Here is a 19,344-nt window from a genome sequence, read left to right as displayed (position 1 = left end):
TACTAATGAATAATATTTCCTTTTATTAGTTGTTAACAAAAATATTAATTTGATATAAATCTTCATCAAACATTAGTATCACATTGATATCACACGCTATTTTGATTGAATTTTTCCTCTCCTAAAATGCAATTTTTAAACTTTATTATCATTTTAAACACTTTGCTTATATTTTTATCCATGGCAGTAATGATGTAAAACTATTTATAGGAACAAAAGCAAGCTATTTTTGTTATATAAACTTTGTTTCAGTGAGAAATAACCAATTCAGTATTAAAGAATCTATAAAAACCTGTAAGAATAGTACATAAAGTATTTTCTTACAATTGGATATAAACTTTTAGTCCCTATTTTTCACCAGTATCCAGCTCGAATACTTAACAGCGGTGTTCTTTTTATTATTCTCATTCCATGTTACAGAGAACCAATAATTTCCTGTAGAGATCTTTCTTCCTGCGATGGTTCCATCCCATTTATAATTATTGGATTGGTTACCCTGGTAAATTCGAGCTCCATATCGATCGAAAATACTAAAAATCAGATTTTGCTTACCTGCCAATGAAGAATAGTCTATTACATCATTTATTCCATCTCCATTTGGTGTAATTACGTTAACCAGATTAGGAATTGTTATAGTAATATCAATAGACTCACAACCATAAGCGTCTTTTACATATATGTTGGTTTCTCCTCTTGGTAAATTATTAAATCCATTGGAGCTCTGCCAGTTGATATTATCTATTGAATATTGATAAGGAGGAGCCCCACCAATTACATTCACTGTGATTGTACTGGCTGAAATGTCTACATTGTTGATTACCGGATGTTCGGCAGGATATATAGTTACTTTTTGAGTTGCGGTACATTCCCCAGTTTTTAATTTCACCCAATAAATACCCACTCCTGCATTTGTTATGATTTGAGTTGTTGCACCGGTATTCCACAGGTAAGATACAAAACCCGGTCCTGCATCTAAGGTTGTTTTATCTTCAATACAGATTATTTTGTCTTTTAGGACAGGAGAAAGCACAGGAGCTATTACGACTAAGGTTACTTTGGCTATGGCATAGCATCCATTTGAGTTTGTCACTTTAATATAAACAACTCCATTTGGAGCAATATATGTTGTCGGCGTACTAATTTCGTTTGTTCCGTTAGTTGCATCGGTTAAAGATGGGTAATATTTTTTAGTAACTCCAGATTGTAAGTTTACGGAAGCAGTTTCCAGGTTAAAAGAACCCAGTGCCGGAGTTGCTTCTATAAAGCAAGATCTCAATGTGGCATCTTTTACAGTAACGGTTGGGGCAACTTTTAAAGCTATTTTAGCATCATTATTGTCACACAATACTGATGTTGGATCTTTGATAATGACGGAAATATTTGTATCGATATTATATTGAAAGTCTGTAGGATTGGCAATCGGAGTTCCGCTTCCGGTAATATAATATGTGAAAGTATAATTGTTAGGGTTTGTTGTAAACTGCGGATTTAATGTTGTTAAATCAATATGGGCCATTCCAGCCAAATCAGGACACACGAACTTGGTAATTGCTGTTTGTAAAAGAGGAATTTTGTCTACATAAACTTTTACATTTTTGATAGAGTGTCTTGCGCTTGCTCCCCCTGTAGATGCGGAAAATCCAAAATATCCTACGTTCATTGCAGCCGCCGCACCAGCAGGAGCAAAAGATTGGTTGACAATAAGGTTGCCATCAAGGGTTATTTTTACGATCCAGTTGGCAGGAGCTGCAGGATCTACTTCTCCACTTACTTCAACATGTTTATAGGTTGTTCCTTGAAATGGTTGTGTCGCATTGAGGTCTGCAGAGTGAAAGGAGCTTCCTAAAACGTTGTAAAATTCAATATTATTGGTGTCTGTTGTATTTTGAACTTGTCCGTATGCAACATGTATTTTACTCATCCCTGTTTTTCCGGTAATATTGTTATAAGAGTCAAAGGCAGTAATAAAACCTATGGCATTTTGAGGGACACCCATTCCAGAGCCAAAGACACTTGCAATTGGAGGGTTTGCCAGGTACCAAAATGCTATACCGTCTCCATTATACGATTGATTTGAATCCATTCTAAAATCAAATTCTATCCGCCACTTATCACAATATTTTAAGTTAATTGGTTCATTCAATTTTATAGAACCAGATTCACCAGAGTTGTCGGAGGTAAGTTGTACAAAATCACCGCTTACTATCGTGGAAGCAACCATTGTCCATCCCGCTGTGTTTATAGGATTTCCTGTTAACTGATACGTCTGTGAGATCAGTTTTACGGGAAGAGAAAGTAAGATAAGGAAGAAATAAAAGAGTATATTTTTTTTCATTTGTATTTGGCCAATAAGTTTTTAATTAACTTTATAAAAAGATTGTCTTTTTTATGTAGATGTTCAAAACACGGAATAGAAAAACATGGATGTTTAATTTGTTTCTTGTATATTGAATTACTAAAAATCAATCCTTATTCTTTTATTTTTAGTAATTATATTTTTCTTATTTTTAATATGTAATTATATTCTATATTTTTGAAGCCATCTATGTAAAGTAGTCTTGGGTATTCTATACTCATTAATAACTTGTTCTTTAGTCATTTGATTACTTGAAATTAACTCAATAATATGTTCTATGATTTCCCTTGTATAAATATTTTTCCTAAACTGTGGTAGTTTTGTACATTGCTTATCTCTTCTAGATCGTGAATTACTAGCTTTAGCAGGGGAATATAATATAAGATGATGGGAATACAATCTGAAAAAGTCATAGTCCAAAAGTTTACACCATTTTAAAAGTAGTCTGGTGTCTAAACTTTCGGAACGGAACATTTGTTCAACATCTACATCTGTACATTTGAAAAAATTGCATATGCGTGATAAATCTATTTTATATTCTATTGCTGATTGCTTGATAAAAAAACCAATATGAATATCTTTTAAGTTTTCCATTTTAAAATCCACAAACAACTAATTTACAATACGTTATGTTTTAAATGATTTATTAAACTTTAATGTACACCAAACTTATAGATAAGAAAGAACAGAACAAAAAATACAAATATCACATTGGTATCTCACTCCTTTTTCCGAGGCACAACAATAACATAATCAACTATTTACGCTTTGTTTTTTTTACATGTTTTAAAAATTACATAATAGCAATAAAATATAATTCGATATTTATTTAAATCAAATGAATGGTATGGTATGAGAAATTTAAATATTAGGTATTTGAGGTTAATAAGGTTGTATGAAAAGCCTGCAAATTTGTTTGAGAGATCAATAATTTGAATACAGAATAAAAATTAAGAGAGATTTTTAAGCCATAAATAAATATCCTCATCAGATAATATGTTTAGTTTTTTTCTTAGGCGATTTTTTCTAATCTGGACAGCTCGGGGAGTTACAAAAGTGTACTGAGCAATTTCTTTAGAAGAGAAATTGAGATACAAGTATGCACAAAAGGTTAATTCACTAGTTTGCAATTTAGGATCAATTTTAAGAAGAGCATTAATAAAGTCGGGATAAACTTCCCCGAATCTTGTAAGAAACCCTGGATCACTTTCTTTCGCAAGTTGAATTATAATATTAAAAGATTCGTTTACTTTTTGTTCAAGTAATAGATTCTTTTCATTCTCTTTTGCAATAACCTTTTCTTGATGATTAATTGTTTTTTTTGCTGACTTATGTTTTTTTATAAGATAGTAAATTGACAAAATAATTAACAAGGATAAAATTGCTGCAAAAATATACTTATACATGTTTTTTTTTGCTTCTTTCTCTTTTTGATTCAGTAAAAATTTATTAAGTATGGTTTTGGAGAAATCATCATATTCTTTTTCTGACTGAAAACTGTCTTGTAAATCTACCGTTTTTGCATCATATTCATTGGCCTTTTTAAAATTCTTTAGCTCACGATACGCTCTTGAAATATGGTAATAAATGGTTGGTATATCGTATCGATTACCAGTTTCTTCCATATTTTTTAGAGATTTAAGATAATAAATGAGCGCTGAGTCATTTTTTTTTTGCTTTGCTGCCATAAGTCCTAAAGCCAGATAAATACTAGACTTATCTCTATATTTGAACTTATCAGCAATATTCATAGACTTGTTTAAATAATATTTAGCTGAATCATGTTGTAATTTTTTAGATAGTAATAAACCTTTAAGTACATAAAATTCCGTTGCTTGTTGAGCCGGAATGTCTATCTCATTTTGCTCAGATATAATTTTGTTTATTTTTTTTAAAGTATAGTATACGGAATCCAATTTAGCTTCTTCAAAATACAAGTAACTTAAACTGTTGTATGCTTTAATTTTAATACGATTTCTAGTTGCCCTATTTTCAATTTTATCAGTAAATGCCAGCCCTTTCTTTAATTCTTTTTTTGCGTCATTAATAGAAAAAGATACAATATAATCATAAGGTATACTGTATGCTATTGAAATTTCAGCCATTAAAAGAGGATCATTTTTAGAATATTCTTCTTTTTCGGCAAGTATCAAATGTTTTAACCCGGTATTGAATTTTAAAAATTTAATCATTGCTTGCCCTATATAAAAATGGCTATATGCTTTTCCTAATGAATAATCCGCTTCATTACTATAACTGAGTGCTTTATTTGCATATTGATAGCTGGCTTCAATATCCATTATCTGATATTTCTTTTTTGCCGAATCCAAAAGAATATTAATTTTTTGCTTTTCACTTCTTGATTTTGAAGATTCAAAAAATGAGAACCATTCTTGAGATTTTAAGGATTGGGAAGCCAACAGGGCTATAATAATGTAAAGAATATTTTTTATCATATTTTCATAACAAATTTAAAAATAATAAAAAGCGATAGAGTTCAAATTGTAAATGGTTAACATTTAATAAAATAAATAAGACTAAAATAATTTTAATGGTAGGCTTAAACAATAAAAAATGGATACCGTTTCAAAGTGGAAGAAGCTTCATTAGAACCCATTATTAAAGATTACTTTTAAGTAGTTTAGAATTTACATTTTAATTATTCTTTCTTTCAATAATTGTTCTCTATAATCTATCCCCCATTTACCCATAACGTCAATCACATTATGCAAACTTTTTCCAAAATCAGTCAACTCATATTCTATAGAAACAAGCAGGTTATTATTCTCTGTTCGCTTGACCAGGTTATTCATTTCTAAATCTTTTAATTCTTTTGAAAGTACTTTTGGAGCAATTTCCGTCTGTCTTTTTAAGTCCATAAACCTTATTTTTCCAGTATAATAAAGCTTATCAATGATGAATGTTTTCCATTTCCCATTTAATAGGTCTACTGTATCTTTTACACCACGAATATGCTTTATACATTCAGGGCTTAATTCTTCCTTTTTTTTCATATTACAAATTTAAATTAAAAATGTTTTTTTTACAGATTACCAATTGGTAACCAGTTACTAGCAGGTAATAAGTAGCAAATGGGGGATTAATATTTAATATTTTTACATAGCGATTGATGTAATAAAATAATTTTTACTCTGGAATTATTTTTAGCTATGTAAAGGAGTGATACTAAAATTAAACAAAAAAACTTAATTATTTATGATTATTTTAACAAAAAAAACAAACACAGATTTAGGCATTTTAATCTTACGCATTTCAATAGGTGTTTTGATGCTTTTTCATGGTATTTTTAAACTCATTCACGGGTTTGATTTTATTAAGAGTGTACTTTTAGAACATGGCTTGCCTCAGTTTTTATGGCTTGGTATTCTGGTTATGGAGGTCATTGCTCCGATTTTACTCATTCTGGGTATTTTTACAAGATTTTCCGGTTTGGGAATAACCTTACTGATGACTTTTTCTATTTATTTAGCACGGCTATCAGAGGCTTTTACCTTAAATCAATTTGGCGGATTGGGAGGTGAGTTGAACTTTTTATTTTTATTTGGTGGACTTTCACTTTTTTTCACCGGAGGTGGTAAATATTCTTTATATAAACCATCAAACGATTGGATTAAATAATTAAAAATCTTATAGTAAACATAGTGATCATTCTAAAAGACATTATCTCTACCCATAGCTGTAATATGATTATAAATAACAAAATGTTTTAGAGCAATATTACTTTTGTTAGTTTGATAGGTAGTGTTTCATAATAAAATCATTAAGCAGCACCTCCTCTGATTCTGCATTTACATAAACATTGAATCTGAAAAAATGTTAAACTTAATAAATAATGATTTCCTATCATCACTGTTGAATCTTTGTTCAACATATCTTTGATCCTGAAAGAAATTCCACTTACCAAAAGTGAAATAAAAAATGCGAAAATTAATCTGTTCTTCATAATAAATCTTTGGTTTGTTAGATTTCATTTGTCGTTTTATTCACAAATCACTTTACAATGACTATGAATTTTACAATTATACATTTCAATTTATTATAAGTTGTAATTTTGAGGTATCACATAGATATAACATTATCATAAATAATACAAAATCAACGACATATAAACTATTTAATGAATATGAAATTTTAATAATTTAAGTAAAACATAATACCTGTAAATCTAGATTTCAATATTATAAGCAGTTTTTTTCTATTTCAACCATATTTAAATATCAAAAACTCTTATAGTAATTTAAATAAATATTTGATCAGTTATTAAATCTAAGAGAGAATGATCTTTAAATTGTCTGAAAAATAAGCATCAAAAAACTCCTGCAAAGTGCAGGAGTTGAGAATTGAGCAGTAACAGTAACTACTTATTTTTTATCAGTTTTAAAGTTCCGCTTTTACCAATATTGGATTTCCACTGGACAATATATGTTCCTCCCAAAGAATTTTGGAGATCAACCGACAATTTGTTTAGCCCAGCTTCTATATCTGTAGTGTATGCTCTAACTACTTTACCATTGATATCAACAACATTGATTGAAATTGTTTCCCTATCCACTGCTGTATAATAAAGCTCAGAGAGTCCAATGCTTGGATTAGGTACCAATATTGGATCATTACTTTGAAGATTTCCATTTTTAGAAACGGGAGGACGGATACATATATGACATAAGAACTTGGTAACTCTAATGGTATATTTATTTGGAGCATTACAATAAATATCTACCCCATATCCATACTTACCAGGGTATGGATCATACACAATTAGATTAGGGTCTGAAATGGTTGTATGGCTCCCAACTACCGTTGAAAGTGGATAGTATCCGCTAACTAATACTGGAGATACCGGATCATTAAAAGTTACTTTAACATAGGTAACCTGGGATGAAGTAGTAAATGTTGGAAAAGCATAATCTTTAGAAGCATTATTATTAGGAAGAAATGAATTAAATTGTGGAGCAGAAGACCCTGTTTTTATTTCAAGTGTAAGAGTAGTATCAGCGTATGCAATATCTCCCGGAGCATAATCATCATTTCTAGTAAAGGCAACCTTGTAAGTCTCTACAGGACCAATAATTATTTGCGCCGTTAATTGATTTTGGCAGGCAAATAAAAAAGACAGTAGAAGGATAATTTTTTTCATTTTATTATAATTTTAAATTGTTCTTTTTACTATTAAACGTTATTATGATTTTATTCATAATGTAAAATTGAAGGTTATTGGTTATATAGTAAAAGAACAATTAACAAATGTGAAGGGTTTCCTAATATCTGTTTATATCCATTTAATAACTGTCGATTTAACTAGCTAATAGCTATCTATTTTTTGGATACCATGTCTCAAAATAATCAGCAAATCAACAACAGCCGATATTCACCATCATTTTCTACGGGAGCCCTGTGAACACATGGCAGCGCCTGCTGTTCCGGATGATCTACGGCGATTCGCCAAAGATGACCAATTCCTAAGTTTACAGGTTCTGCATTGGGTTTAGTTTGATAATGAAGATCAAAGAAATATTCTTTGAGAAAGTCTTCAAACTCTTCTTCGGGGCCGCCGTGTAGTTTTTTGAGCTGTTCCCGGATTTCAGGAATCAAAATTTTCTGTTCAACCTGATCATTGGGAATAATATCACTTGCAGCTCCATGATAGGTGCATAAAAAAGTATCTGTTGCAATAGGTGAACGGTCTACATGATATGAATATACATCTGTTGAAATGAAACCAAGTTCTTCATCCCGATCATAACATTTAAGAAGATTAAGAACTGGAGAAGCTCCAAAATCGGTCAATAGCTGTAAGTCATTTAAGATTATTTTTCTTGCCATATCCCCTTCTTCTGATAATTGTAATGCCAAAAGATCCTGAGCAGAAACTACTGTTATATCCTCTTTTAACTGAAGCTGAGAAACAATTTCTTTACAGTCTCCAACTAAATTCCGCTGCCAGCAAATTGCATTCCTGGTTCCTTGAAAACTGGTATGTACAAGTTCAGAGAAAGAAGATACTACTTCTATTTGCGGGTTGCCAGAAAATATATTGTCCATGTTTTGAAATAAACAGTTTAATTGCTTAATTGTCTGCAAAAATACGGAATAGGTTTTCAAAATCTCTACGACGGAAAAAACCGAACGTACTTTGATATGGGAAATCTTATTTTGATCTTCTTATCCCTTCGTATTATTTTTATTCCTAACTTAGAACAAACTACATTTCAATGAATTAACACCCAGTAACAGCTATGCAAATTTCCCCTTCCGTAAGCTTAGCACCTTACATAAAGAGTTATACCGTTGTTACGATTGACAATGATCTCAGGGATGAAGTGTTTTATCCCAGCGGATATATAGACCTCATCATCAATATTTCCGGTGGTACTGCTGCGACTACTATTAATGGAAAAAGAAAGGATACTCCGGATATAGAACTTCTGGGACACCTCACCCTTCCTACCCGGCTTACCGTTGCACAGGGAACTTCGGTACTGATAGCACGAATCTATCCGTATGCCGGCACTTTATTCTTTTCTGATCCTTTATCGGAATTCACAAACTGCGCTACTGATATGTATGATGTAGCAAAAAGTGAAATCAGGGATTTGTATGACTGTATCATGCAGGCCGGTGGTCTTCATGCGAAAATCAATGTTTTGGAAGCGTATTTTCTGCAACAGCTGAAGAAAAATGAAACCAGACTAAAGAAGGCTGTAATGGTTCAGGCGCTCAGCCAGCACTTTTTTATGAATCATCAAACATTGGATCTTCATGCTTTGGCACAGGGTTCAGGTTTATCGGAAAGGTATATTCAAAAGCTTTATCTTAAGAATATCGGTATAAGCCCTTCGGCTTTTGCTGCTGTCATCAGATTTAACAAAAGCCTACCAATGGTTCTCAACACCTCGGAATCACTTATAGCTATAGCTTATAACTGCGGGTATTATGATCAGGCCCATTTTATTAAAGAGTTTAAAAAATTTACAGGCATCACTCCTTCTGCGTCCAGACATTCGCTGATCAAAAATGATATGGATCTTCAGCAGGCTGTCAATATTGGTTTTTGATGTTATTTTGCGGGATGATTGCTGCTGAACATATCGCGGTGCATTTTCCAGCCATCTGTTGTATTCTTCCAGATTACTATTACTTTTCCGTCATCCAGTTTTTTACCTTCTAAATCTGTCATTTCGTAGTAACTTTCTTCAGTGACCGATGTTTTGCCGTCTCCGTACAGGTTTTGAATCGTAAATTTAACATGAACCTTAGGTCCGTTTTTAAAGAAACCAAGGATATTATCTCTTCCACAAACAGGTGCTGCATTGGGAGGAAACAGACAGGCATCATCTGTATATCTGGTCAGAATAGATCCGTCATTTTTATTAGCCAGATCTGCATAGATTGCATTACTGGCTTCAATAGTCTTTCTTACTGTTTTCATAAGGTCTTTAGTCTGGGCATTCCCCCAGGAAGTAAGCATTAAAAACAGGCTTAGAATAAGTAATTTTTTCATTTTAATTTTTTATACAAAGCAAAGTATTCTGACAGGCAAAAAATTGTAAAATAACGAACAAGTTCATTTTTTCAGCCCAAGAGTATCCAATAAAAAAACAGTGTCTTCTTTTGGAGAACACTGTTTTATATATAAGGTTATTAATTTTCAGTTTTGTTTTTTACTTCTTCAATATTTTTTCTGTTACTGTAGAAGATTTTGTTTTAAGTTTAATGTAATACACTCCTGTCTGAAGAGAAGATAATACTATTTGCTCCTGCATCAAATTCAAAGTTCCCTGTTTTATCAGTTGTCCTGCAGCACCAAAGATTTCATAAGAAATCAAAGGCTCCTTACTTCTGATCATAAGTACATCCTGAACAGGATTCGGATATAATTGTATTCCTGCCTGAGCGGCTGTTTCTTCTACTGACATCTGACTGCATGCCGATTTAGCATATTTTGTAAAAAATGACTGGGATTTTCCTCCTGCTACATTGACGGCCATTGTATTGACATTATCATTAGAATCTGTAAACAATTGGTCATGAAAAAAGCCTCCCACAATATAATTACCATCTTTATCTGCAGCTACTGCCGTAAATTCATCTATCACATTAAAATTGCTGCGGATCTCCCCAGCTCCTAAAACAGCTCCTGTATCTTTGTTAAGCCTAACCAATAAAGGATCTGATCTATCTCCATCAGGTCGGGTCATTGTATAACTTCCCCAGATATCAGACCAGCTTCCTTTGGCAAAAGCCACTTCATTTCCATTAATAACAATGGTTCCCTTCGTAAAACGATACCCAAACTGAAGACCGGACATTCCCTCCGGAGTTCTTGCCCACTGTACCAAACCAGCAGCATCAAGTTTCATAACAAACGGAACAGCTTCAACATAACTTCTTAAAGGGAAAGTATAACTCCCAAAAGTTGCAGGTACCGTTATCCCATTGAAATAACGTCCTGAAATATAAATATCCGAAGTAACCGGATCTTTGATGATGGAATGAATTTCATCATCTGTACTTGTAGAACCATTATTAAGTTCTTTTCTCCATACTTCTGCTCCGGTAGTACCGTCAAAAGCCAATAAATAAGCAGCTTTCGTAAATGGTACATTATTATAGGAAAGATCGAGCAGGTTACTAAACCCGGCATCCATTCTCTTTCCTGCAAGATAATAGCGGTTTAAGCTTTCATCATATACCAGATTTACTTTACCCTCTCTTCCTACTGAACTTATTGCATCTCCGGTGATTGGAAGAAGCACTGGAGCAGCAGGTGTCATATTACCGTTATCATAGTTGAATTTAACAGCATAATACTGATAGGCCGAGGTGAACGTTGAAGGCACTGTAATTAAACCATTCAAATGGGTACCTGCTCTGAATCCCATAACAGCGTGGATATTTTTGGAAGAATCCATGTACATCATCTGAACATCACACATACGGGATGAATAATTAACATCTCCCTGCAAAGGTTTGCTCCATGCAAGTGTACCGTCAGAAGTATTGTATTTCAACAGAAAAGCTGCTTTGTGGGCAGGATCTATTGTCTGGTCATAATGGGTATACAACGGTAATGTGTGGGTATCATCGAAATGCACGGGAACAGCACCTGGATCTCCTATATATGAATTATTATAAATGGTAGCCATCACATATAATCCACCGTTATTATCCAGTTTAATATGCCAGGCATTTTCTCCATCTCCCGATCCTCCTATTGGTCTGGACCATCTTATATTCCCTTCACAATCAGCAGAGAAAAGAAAAAGGTCACTAAGCCCATAATTGTTTACAGAAGTGCCATTCAGGTTTTGTCCCTGCTCACGCATGGTTGCGAGATAGTAAGTATTGTTGTTGTTATCCACTACAATATCCCTTATTGATTCATCAAATACATAATGAAACCCCGGATCAGCAGAGCCTGTTATTCCTCCGGCCTGCTTTCCCCATTGCCATTGGTAAGTCTGGCTAAAAGATAATGCCGGCAGTATCAGAAGCAGTCCCCACAGTTTGTTTTTTAATTGTATCATAAAAATTCTTTTTGTTATCACATACTATAAAAAAACAGTGCTCTCCGAGGAGAACACTGCTTTATAAGCTACTAATTTTTAATTAGTTTTCCTTGTAATGATGTGTCTCCCGTTTGTACAATGACAATGTAAACACCTTGCAGCCAGCTGGTAACTTCTACGTCCACCTCACCGGAAGCCGCTTTTAGTTCCTTACGGAATTTGACATTGCCCATGGCGTCAAAAACTGTAATCTGTTTTGCCAGTAATTTTTCACTGCCCGTATTATACGAGATTTTCACTTTTTCCTTCGCAGGATTTGGTATCATTTTCAGAGAAGAGACTGAAGCAGCAATCACGCTTCTTCCTGCACTTCTCATACCCATCCAGTCCGGATCTGTTGCTTTGGTTGTAAACTTACAAGTTTCATTAGAGAATAAAATCTCATCAGCTCCCTGGAAGCTTGAGTTTGGATAGAATGCCAATGGATTAGCATTCATATCATACACTCCTCCTGCCGGAATAGTGATGATAGACGGAATATAACTTCCATATCCATTAAGACTCGAAACAGTAAGACTTATCGGTTGACTTCCCATATTGTGAAGGGTACCAGTAACAGCATAATGATCTCCAACCCACTTCATTCCTTTGATACTTGTTTCCAGCTTACAGTCTGTTTCAAATCCACATTCTTTACCTGGATAATAATTCATAGTTCCGGAAGTAAACTGACATCCTAAATGATCAATCTGAAGCTGATAGGTTCCCGGAGCATTGATATACAACGGATAGATGAAATCATTGTTTCCGCTCTGGATATTGTTTCCAAACAGCTGCCACTCATGATGATCGAAAATTCCTTTTGGTCCTAAAATATAATTCTTTCTAAGACATTCATCATAGCATCCTGTAGGGAATACCCACATCAGACTTTCAATGCTTAACGGCACTTCTGTATTACCAGCTACTTTACAACCGCTTGGCGCAGTATAAATAACCTGATAAGCACCACCTTCATTTACTGTAATAGACTGACCTGTCATTCCATTACTCCAGTTGTAATCTCCAGCAGATGGTCCTGATGCTGTTAACTTTATTTTATAAGGCTGGCAGCTTACCAAACTGTAGCTTACCGTAACCGGCGATGGCGGAGGACTTATTGTAACTGTAAAGTTTTTAGAACTCATACATCCTGATGTACCCGGAGTTCTTACTTCCAGCGTATAAACATATGTACCTGCAGGTAATGATCCTGTATCGAGAACAATCGGATAAGGACCAGGGCTCCACGGACCTGATATCAATCCTCCATTTTTCTTCCATTGATACTCCAATGTTGTATCTGTTACAATACCGCTAAGGATTGCGGAAGATCCTTCACAGATATTAGCTTTTCCAGATATATTAACATATGGAGGGTTTTTAAGGGTTACAGGTATTGCTTTAGTACTCATAATACTTGTTCTACATCCATCTGAAGATACCAGCACCGGCCAGTAGCTTCCTGATTGAGCTGGAGTGAAAACCGGAGCGTCTGGTGCTCCAGCCACAGGCTGAGAACCATTCATCCAGATGTAATGACTTGGAGATCCAAGTGTACTTGTAAATATGATATTAGGAGCACTTCCTATACAAGCAACAAGAGCCGGAGGTGCCATATTACCATCAAGAGTAGCCTCTTTCACACTAATATTAATGACAGCGGAAGTATATTCACATCCATTAGGTGTTTTAATTCTCAGCTGAATTGTTTTTGTTCCGCTCGTATTGTACGTTATAGTAGCATTCGGTCCTCCGGTTACATAAGACGTGCCGTCAAAGACCCAGGTATATGTATTTCCGGGAACATATGATATAGGAGAGAATGTAATTGCTTCACGCACACATATCCATGCCGGAACCAGGAAGCTGGTACTAGGAACCGGAGCCAATGTAATAGTCTGCGTAGTGGTACATGCAGGTTTTCCAGGTGCAGACATTGTCATTGTAAAGGTATAGGTACCAGGCGCCAGATTGTTATAAGTAGCCGTCTGCCCTGTCTGGGTTGGCAGCCCCGGGCTGGTAAATGTGTAAGTAATAGTTGACGGATTGATTTCAAATATAGTAGATGTATTGAAAAGAGTTACATTGTAACCTCCTCCGTTACAAACTGTACTTACATTGAACTTAGGCTCATAGTTCTTTCTTACTTCTACTCCTTTGCTGTACCAGCACGCACCATATCTTAAACGTACAAAAACAATATGTGCAGCAGGAAGATTCGTCTGATATACCGGTGTAGCTGTTCCCTGTCCGGAAGATAAAGTAAGTACAGTATCTGACAACCACTGTATCTCATCCGGAGTTCCAATGTAAGATAAGCCTGTAACAGAAATTGTATTACAACCTGACCACTGCGGAACAAAACTGATCTGAGGGTCTGTTGTACAACCTCCACTGCTCGGACATAGCTGAGTAACATTTACATCCTGAGAATAAACCACACAGTTATTAATATCTACAGCCTGTACTTTATATGTTCCAAAAGCACCTGCACCTGATATGGTATATGAGTTTGTATTAGCACCTGGTATGATTCCGTTATTTTTATACCATTGCCATGCAATAATATTCGTAAGACCTGTAGAACTGTTAGCCGTAAGTGTATACGGTGTCATTGTTGTCGGGTCACAAACAGTAATATTATATACCGGAGAAATGGTGATAATAGTCTCTGGATATATTGTAAAGTTCGCACTTGCCGTTGGGTTATAACTACATCCGTTAGTTCCTGTATACGTTACAGTAACTATCTGAGAAATATTACCTCCTGTATTATTTGAGATATACCCATTATTTGGGAAGCTATAATTTCCGGATGGGTTGAAAGCCGTAGTATAGGTTGTTCCGTTAGCAAATGTGAAAGTCACATTTGTTGCCGAAGTAATGGCACCCTGATTTACAGTGAAAGAAAGGTTTGAACCTAAACAAACTCCGCCCACACTGGTAAAGTTTACTACCGGAAGCGGTATTAAAGATACCGGTATGCTGATAATTTTCGTTACCCCGCATTTTACAATTCTTAAATTCAGAGTTGTGCTGCTTGTAGAAGAGATCTCATTAAAGTTTACAGTAATATTAGCTGTACCCTGCCCTCCTATCACACTTCCGAAGTTGGAACTTCCAAATGTCCATTCCATAAATTCCGGAACAATTCCGTTCAGATTGGCACTGAAAGTCTGAGTACTACTCGGACAGAAAGGTCCTGAATTAGGATTAATCGTAATAGAATTAAGATCTAATGCTGCTACACTGAACGAAGTTGGAGCCGAAAGACAGCCTGCGCTGCTGATCGATTTATTCTGCGCAGACACAGTATATGATGAAGCACCAGCATTAAATATAACCGTTACGGATGAACCTGCATTACTTCCCTGGATTGTTCCGTTGGTAACACTCCAAACCGGGATCATTCCTGCATCAACAGGGCTGATGGTATATACATAAGGTCTTCCGGAACACACTTTTGTTTCTCCGGAAATAGTACCTGTAGGTGCCTGCGGAATTGGTAATACCTTAATAATTCTTGCGTTACTTTCACAACCTCCACCTTGTTTGGTAGCAGTAATAGTATAAGTACCCGCTGCTGTAAAATTGTAGGTAAATGATCCTGTTGTTACCCCTGACGTAAAAGTAGATCCGCCTGTAGTCACTTTCCAGATAACAGGTACGTTAGGGTTAGTTGTAAATACCTGGCTTGTTCCTGCACAGATTTCATCTGTACCACCACTTACTGCTACCGGAGCTTCCACTACGATATCAATAGAAGCCTGACCTTCACATGGCAATAAAGTATTGTGATAGTTTGCTACAAGGTGATAGGTTCCAGGCTGTGTTGCAGAGAAAATAGCCTCATTTCTTTGCTGAGTATAATTCAGCTGACCTCCTGCAGGACCGGTTACGCTCCATTGAACGCTGGTTGTAGGCCATTGAGGAATTGAATAGGTATACTGTTTACCTGCACATACTACCGCCTGCCCTTTCACTTTTGCATTCGCTAAAACCACAGGAATTTTGATGGTAGTCCACTCAGGGCATGCACATTCAGATAAATACATTACATAACCGAAACCATCAAGCGGATCTACCTGATCCCACTTCACTTCGATTTCGCTGCCGTAATTATTCACAATAGATCCTCCAATGACTTTCCATTGCCCTTTATTACATCCGTCCTGTGCGCTGTATTTTTCAACACTACCTTCACATACTACAGATGCACAGTTGATCTGTACAGGATCTGATTTCAGTACCTTGATTTCCTTTTTGTATATACTCTGGCAGCCGCACTTATTAGTGACTGTCAGCTTTACAATAAAGTTTCCAGGATTAGTATACACATGAGAGGGTTCAAAAGCAGTTGAAGTAGAAGTAATTCCATCTCCAAACTCCCAGAAATAATTGATAATATCCGATCCTCCGTTTTGCTCGGAAAGGTTATCAAAATACACCGTTGTATTTTTACATACGGTATAATCCAGGTTTAATAATTCAAATTTAGCAATCGGTCTGTTGATTTTTTCAATACAGATGGTCTGGGTTTCAACAGTTCCGTCATTGTAGGTAATAACTGCCTGTAAAGAGCCATTGCCTGCAGCTCCCCAGGTAACATACGCTGCGGTATTTCCTGGTCCTGAAGGGATTAAAGTTCCTCCTGAAATAGTCCATTGTACATTAGAAACGTTCGGTCCCTGAACCAGATATTTGACAGGGTCTATTGATTTCTCACACACACGGAGACATTGGGAAGAATTGATGTAGGAAACAGCGACTCCGTTATCGGGAATCTGGTCTTCTTTTTCGCCACGGAATTCCTGGCATCCGACCTGTTCAGTCCATGTAATTCGAGCTTGTGCCTGCAGTACCCATGGTACCAAAAGCCAACATAGCAGCAGCCATCTAAAGATATGCTGCCTACTAAAATAGGTGTTGTTTTTCATAGTTATTAAAAAAGTGTTATTAATTTTTTGTCAAATTAATAAAAATAATAATACAAAAATCATTTAATAGTGAAAAAATAACATTATTTTGCTATTGAATATCAATAATATAGACAAATACGTGATTATATCTTATTTCACCCATGTATTAATTATGTAAAAAAGATCTGTCAGTTTCGATATTTCCATGATTCACAAGGTATTTAATCAAATAAAATACTTGTTTTTCTAAAAATTAACGACAAAATAAATAACTAAAACCTAAATTAATTTATTTTTTACTAAATAAATAGGTTTTACATTAAAATTAATCAACATTAAAAACCATAAAAACAAATCTGATTTTAAAATAGAATTTCTCACAGGAAGCACCATTTTTATGCAGCCACTTCACACATTACCCAACCCTATCTGACAAAACAAACATCAATGGTGTAATAAAGGAACATTGCCGACAAGATCAAAATACTTTATCTTTGTTTTTCAAGGCTTATCATAAATATTTTATTTGAAGATCTTCTCTATGAAAAACAACAGCTTTTTATTTTCTGCAAAAGGAATTTGTACCGCAGCTTTTCTTTCCTTAAACACAATAGTTTACGCTCAAAAAGCCGCAGACATTTCAACAATCTCAGAAAAAACACTCAATACTATTCTGGAAAAAAACAGAGCTTATTATACACAAGGCAAAGTAGCAGATTATATTCCTGAACTGGGAAAAATGGATGCTAAAGCAATTGCTTTTTCGGTGGTTGATAAAAACGGGAAAATATTCAACACAGGTGATGTGAGTAAAAAATTCACCATGCAGAGTATTTCCAAAATTATATCATTAATGGTGGCTGTAAACGAAAAAGGCGAAGCCCATGTTTTTGATAAGATGGGGTATTTCGGTTCTGATAAACCTTTTAACCATTTTTCAAACCTTGAAACCACAGGCAAACCTCTCAATCCTATGATGAATGCTGGAGCTATTCTTACCACTTCGCTGATTTCGGGAGATGGTGAGAAACCCTTCCTTAAGATTCTGGACATGGTGAGATACATTACCAAAAATCAGACTATTGATTACAACAAATCTGTTTATGAATCTGAAAAATCAACAGGACACCGAAACCGTGGTATGTTTTATATCATGAAAAACAGCGGCCTGATTTCAGGAAATGAAGACCAGCTGGATAACTATTTTAAGCAATGTTCTATTGAGCTTACTGCTGAAGATCTTGCAAAAATAGGATACTTCTTTGCCAACCAATGCGTAAGGTTTGACGGAGATTCCACTTATAAGAATGCAGATATGGCAAAACTGGTAGAGTCACAGATGCTGACGGCCGGAATGTATGAATTCAGTGGTGAATACTCCAGAACCGTAGGCCTTCCAAGCAAATCCGGTGTAGGAGGCGGAATTACCGTGAGTGTTCCCGGAAAAATAGGAATTGGGGTATTCAGCCCATCTTTGGATCAGCATGGTAATTCACTGGCGGGATATCATATGATCTTAGACCTGGCCAAGCAGTATGGATTAAGTATATTTTAAAGATTAGAAAGCATAAAATACAACAAGACTCCAAAGCATTTTGTTCTGGAGTCTTTGCATACAAAGGTTTTATTATACTTGTAATGATTTGATTATATGCACATTCTTATTCTAAGATGCAACCTCCATATTTTCTGTTTATTTACTTTCTGCAGTTATTTGACAGTATTGTTTTCTCCATTTAGCCAAAGTATTCCTGCTAATTTTGTAAAACTTTGAAACTTCTGAATTACTCAGTTTATTTTCCTGTTGATATACTAAAATTTCAAAAATACTTTTTTCATCATAGGAACGATGCTTAGAACTAAAACCTCTGGTGCTAATAGTTTCACTTCCAAAAATAATTTGATTTAAGCTAATAATCTCAAGTGCAGAAAGTGTTTCCTTTTCCATAAACATTTTACACTCATTCATTTTATCCGGGAATTTCTGTTCTAAAATATCACTATAAATTTTAAGGTAATTAGGACCAGTTATCTGCTGTACTTCTCTATCCATTTATACAATGTTGTTTTAGGTATACCATATTCATTTATGATCTGTTCTTTTGTTTTCTTTTTATCTTCTATCAATTCCAGCATAAAAGAAATAACTTCCTGAGTATAAATATTCTTTCTGAATCGTGGAAGAATATTACTTTTTTTGAAAAGCATGTCTTGATTACCCGGAGGTGCATAAAGTATTAAGTGCTGGGTAAAAATTCTAAAAAAATCATATTCAAGCAACTTACTCCACTTCAACAATGAAAGAGTATCGATACTTTCCGATTCATACATAATTTCTACCATTTTCTCTGTACATTTAAAAAAATTGCAAATCCGTACCATATCGATATTCGTTTCATTTACCCTTTCTAAAATCATTGAACCAACATGTATATTTTTAAAATCTCTTAACATTTTTGAATTTATTATTATACAATTATTTTAATACTACTGCTCA

At 34.8% G+C, this 19,344-nt stretch carries 13 protein-coding genes; 3 read left to right on the top strand and 10 right to left on the bottom strand.

Features of this window, described 5'->3' with window-relative positions; all coding sequences use genetic code 11:
* Positions 1 to 340 precede the first annotated feature (340 nt).
* The 3 genes from SFA27_RS07180 to SFA27_RS07170 all read right to left on the bottom strand — a co-directional run bounded on the left by SFA27_RS07180 (position 341) and on the right by SFA27_RS07170 (position 5,370).
* Positions 341 to 2,335 carry a T9SS type B sorting domain-containing protein gene (locus SFA27_RS07180; protein ID WP_407297284.1) on the bottom strand — a complete coding sequence of 665 codons (1,995 nt, stop codon included), beginning with the start codon at positions 2,333 to 2,335 and terminating at the stop codon, positions 341 to 343.
* 971 nt (positions 2,336 to 3,306) lie between these two features.
* Positions 3,307 to 4,812, bottom strand: a complete 1,506-nt coding sequence (locus SFA27_RS07175) for a helix-turn-helix transcriptional regulator (protein ID WP_407297282.1) — start codon at positions 4,810 to 4,812, stop codon at positions 3,307 to 3,309.
* A gap of 192 nt (positions 4,813 to 5,004) precedes the next feature.
* Positions 5,005 to 5,370 carry a winged helix-turn-helix transcriptional regulator gene (locus tag SFA27_RS07170; protein ID WP_407297281.1) on the bottom strand — a complete coding sequence of 122 codons (366 nt, stop codon included), beginning with the start codon at positions 5,368 to 5,370 and terminating at the stop codon, positions 5,005 to 5,007.
* Between the two features lie 202 nt (positions 5,371 to 5,572).
* Between SFA27_RS07170 and SFA27_RS07165 the strand changes: the two genes are divergently transcribed.
* Entirely contained in the window at positions 5,573 to 5,995 is a 423-nt protein-coding gene (locus SFA27_RS07165) for a DoxX family protein (protein WP_407297279.1), read from the top strand.
* Positions 5,996 to 6,734: 739 nt separating this feature from the next.
* Here SFA27_RS07165 and SFA27_RS07160 read toward each other — a convergent pair.
* Positions 6,735 to 7,514, bottom strand: coding sequence for a T9SS type A sorting domain-containing protein (locus SFA27_RS07160; protein ID WP_264517396.1), 780 nt, complete (start codon positions 7,512 to 7,514; stop codon positions 6,735 to 6,737).
* A 206-nt stretch (positions 7,515 to 7,720) separates the two neighbouring features.
* Entirely contained in the window at positions 7,721 to 8,419 is a 699-nt protein-coding gene (locus SFA27_RS07155) for a hypothetical protein (protein ID WP_047378346.1), read from the bottom strand.
* A gap of 194 nt (positions 8,420 to 8,613) precedes the next feature.
* Between SFA27_RS07155 and SFA27_RS07150 the strand changes: the two genes are divergently transcribed.
* Positions 8,614 to 9,432, top strand: coding sequence for a helix-turn-helix domain-containing protein (locus SFA27_RS07150; RefSeq protein ID WP_407297276.1), 819 nt, complete (start codon positions 8,614 to 8,616; stop codon positions 9,430 to 9,432).
* A gap of 2 nt (positions 9,433 to 9,434) precedes the next feature.
* Here the strand turns inward: SFA27_RS07150 and SFA27_RS07145 are convergent, their stop codons facing one another.
* The 3 genes from SFA27_RS07145 to SFA27_RS07135 form a co-directional block, all read right to left on the bottom strand.
* Entirely contained in the window at positions 9,435 to 9,878 is a 444-nt protein-coding gene (locus SFA27_RS07145; protein ID WP_407297274.1) for a YybH family protein, read from the bottom strand.
* A 160-nt stretch (positions 9,879 to 10,038) separates the two neighbouring features.
* On the bottom strand, positions 10,039 to 11,904 hold the full coding sequence (locus SFA27_RS07140; protein WP_407297273.1) for a T9SS type A sorting domain-containing protein: 1,866 nt from the start codon (positions 11,902 to 11,904) through the stop codon (positions 10,039 to 10,041).
* Between the two features lie 71 nt (positions 11,905 to 11,975).
* Positions 11,976 to 16,865: a PKD domain-containing protein gene (locus tag SFA27_RS07135; protein WP_407297271.1), complete on the bottom strand. Its 4,890-nt coding sequence runs from the start codon at positions 16,863 to 16,865 to the stop codon at positions 11,976 to 11,978.
* A gap of 523 nt (positions 16,866 to 17,388) precedes the next feature.
* Between SFA27_RS07135 and glsA the strand changes: the two genes are divergently transcribed.
* Positions 17,389 to 18,402, top strand: a complete 1,014-nt coding sequence (gene glsA, locus SFA27_RS07130; RefSeq protein WP_407297269.1) for a glutaminase A — start codon at positions 17,389 to 17,391, stop codon at positions 18,400 to 18,402.
* Between the two features lie 138 nt (positions 18,403 to 18,540).
* On the opposite strand, the gene SFA27_RS07125 is transcribed toward glsA, so the two are convergent.
* A complete protein-coding gene (locus SFA27_RS07125; protein WP_407297267.1) occupies positions 18,541 to 18,900 on the bottom strand; it encodes a helix-turn-helix domain-containing protein in 360 nt (119 codons plus the stop codon).
* On the bottom strand, positions 18,876 to 19,190 hold the full coding sequence (locus tag SFA27_RS07120; protein WP_407297265.1) for a transposase: 315 nt from the start codon (positions 19,188 to 19,190) through the stop codon (positions 18,876 to 18,878). The genes SFA27_RS07125 and SFA27_RS07120 overlap by 25 nt, the downstream gene beginning before the upstream one ends.
* Positions 19,191 to 19,344 lie beyond the last annotated feature (154 nt).

Source organism: Chryseobacterium sp. HR92, assembly GCF_045689405.1.
GTDB lineage: Bacteria > Bacteroidota > Bacteroidia > Flavobacteriales > Weeksellaceae > Chryseobacterium > Chryseobacterium viscerum_A.
Note: the sequence above shows the minus strand (reverse complement) of the source record. Positions and strands in the feature narration are given on the sequence as shown.

Coding starts and splice junctions, on each gene's coding strand:
- SFA27_RS07170 (WP_407297281.1), bottom strand. CDS start 5,370: ATGAAAAAAAAGGAAGAATTAAGCCCTGAATGTATAAAGCATATTCGT.
- SFA27_RS07135 (WP_407297271.1), bottom strand. CDS start 16,865: ATGAAAAACAACACCTATTTTAGTAGGCAGCATATCTTTAGATGGCTG.
- SFA27_RS07150 (WP_407297276.1), top strand. CDS start 8,614: ATGCAAATTTCCCCTTCCGTAAGCTTAGCACCTTACATAAAGAGTTAT.
- SFA27_RS07145 (WP_407297274.1), bottom strand. CDS start 9,878: ATGAAAAAATTACTTATTCTAAGCCTGTTTTTAATGCTTACTTCCTGG.
- SFA27_RS07155 (WP_047378346.1), bottom strand. CDS start 8,419: ATGGACAATATATTTTCTGGCAACCCGCAAATAGAAGTAGTATCTTCT.
- SFA27_RS07180 (WP_407297284.1), bottom strand. CDS start 2,335: ATGAAAAAAAATATACTCTTTTATTTCTTCCTTATCTTACTTTCTCTT.
- SFA27_RS07165 (WP_407297279.1), top strand. CDS start 5,573: ATGATTATTTTAACAAAAAAAACAAACACAGATTTAGGCATTTTAATC.
- SFA27_RS07125 (WP_407297267.1), bottom strand. CDS start 18,900: ATGGATAGAGAAGTACAGCAGATAACTGGTCCTAATTACCTTAAAATT.
- glsA (WP_407297269.1), top strand. CDS start 17,389: ATGAAAAACAACAGCTTTTTATTTTCTGCAAAAGGAATTTGTACCGCA.
- SFA27_RS07140 (WP_407297273.1), bottom strand. CDS start 11,904: ATGATACAATTAAAAAACAAACTGTGGGGACTGCTTCTGATACTGCCG.
- SFA27_RS07175 (WP_407297282.1), bottom strand. CDS start 4,812: ATGATAAAAAATATTCTTTACATTATTATAGCCCTGTTGGCTTCCCAA.
- SFA27_RS07160 (WP_264517396.1), bottom strand. CDS start 7,514: ATGAAAAAAATTATCCTTCTACTGTCTTTTTTATTTGCCTGCCAAAAT.
- SFA27_RS07120 (WP_407297265.1), bottom strand. CDS start 19,190: ATGGTAGAAATTATGTATGAATCGGAAAGTATCGATACTCTTTCATTG.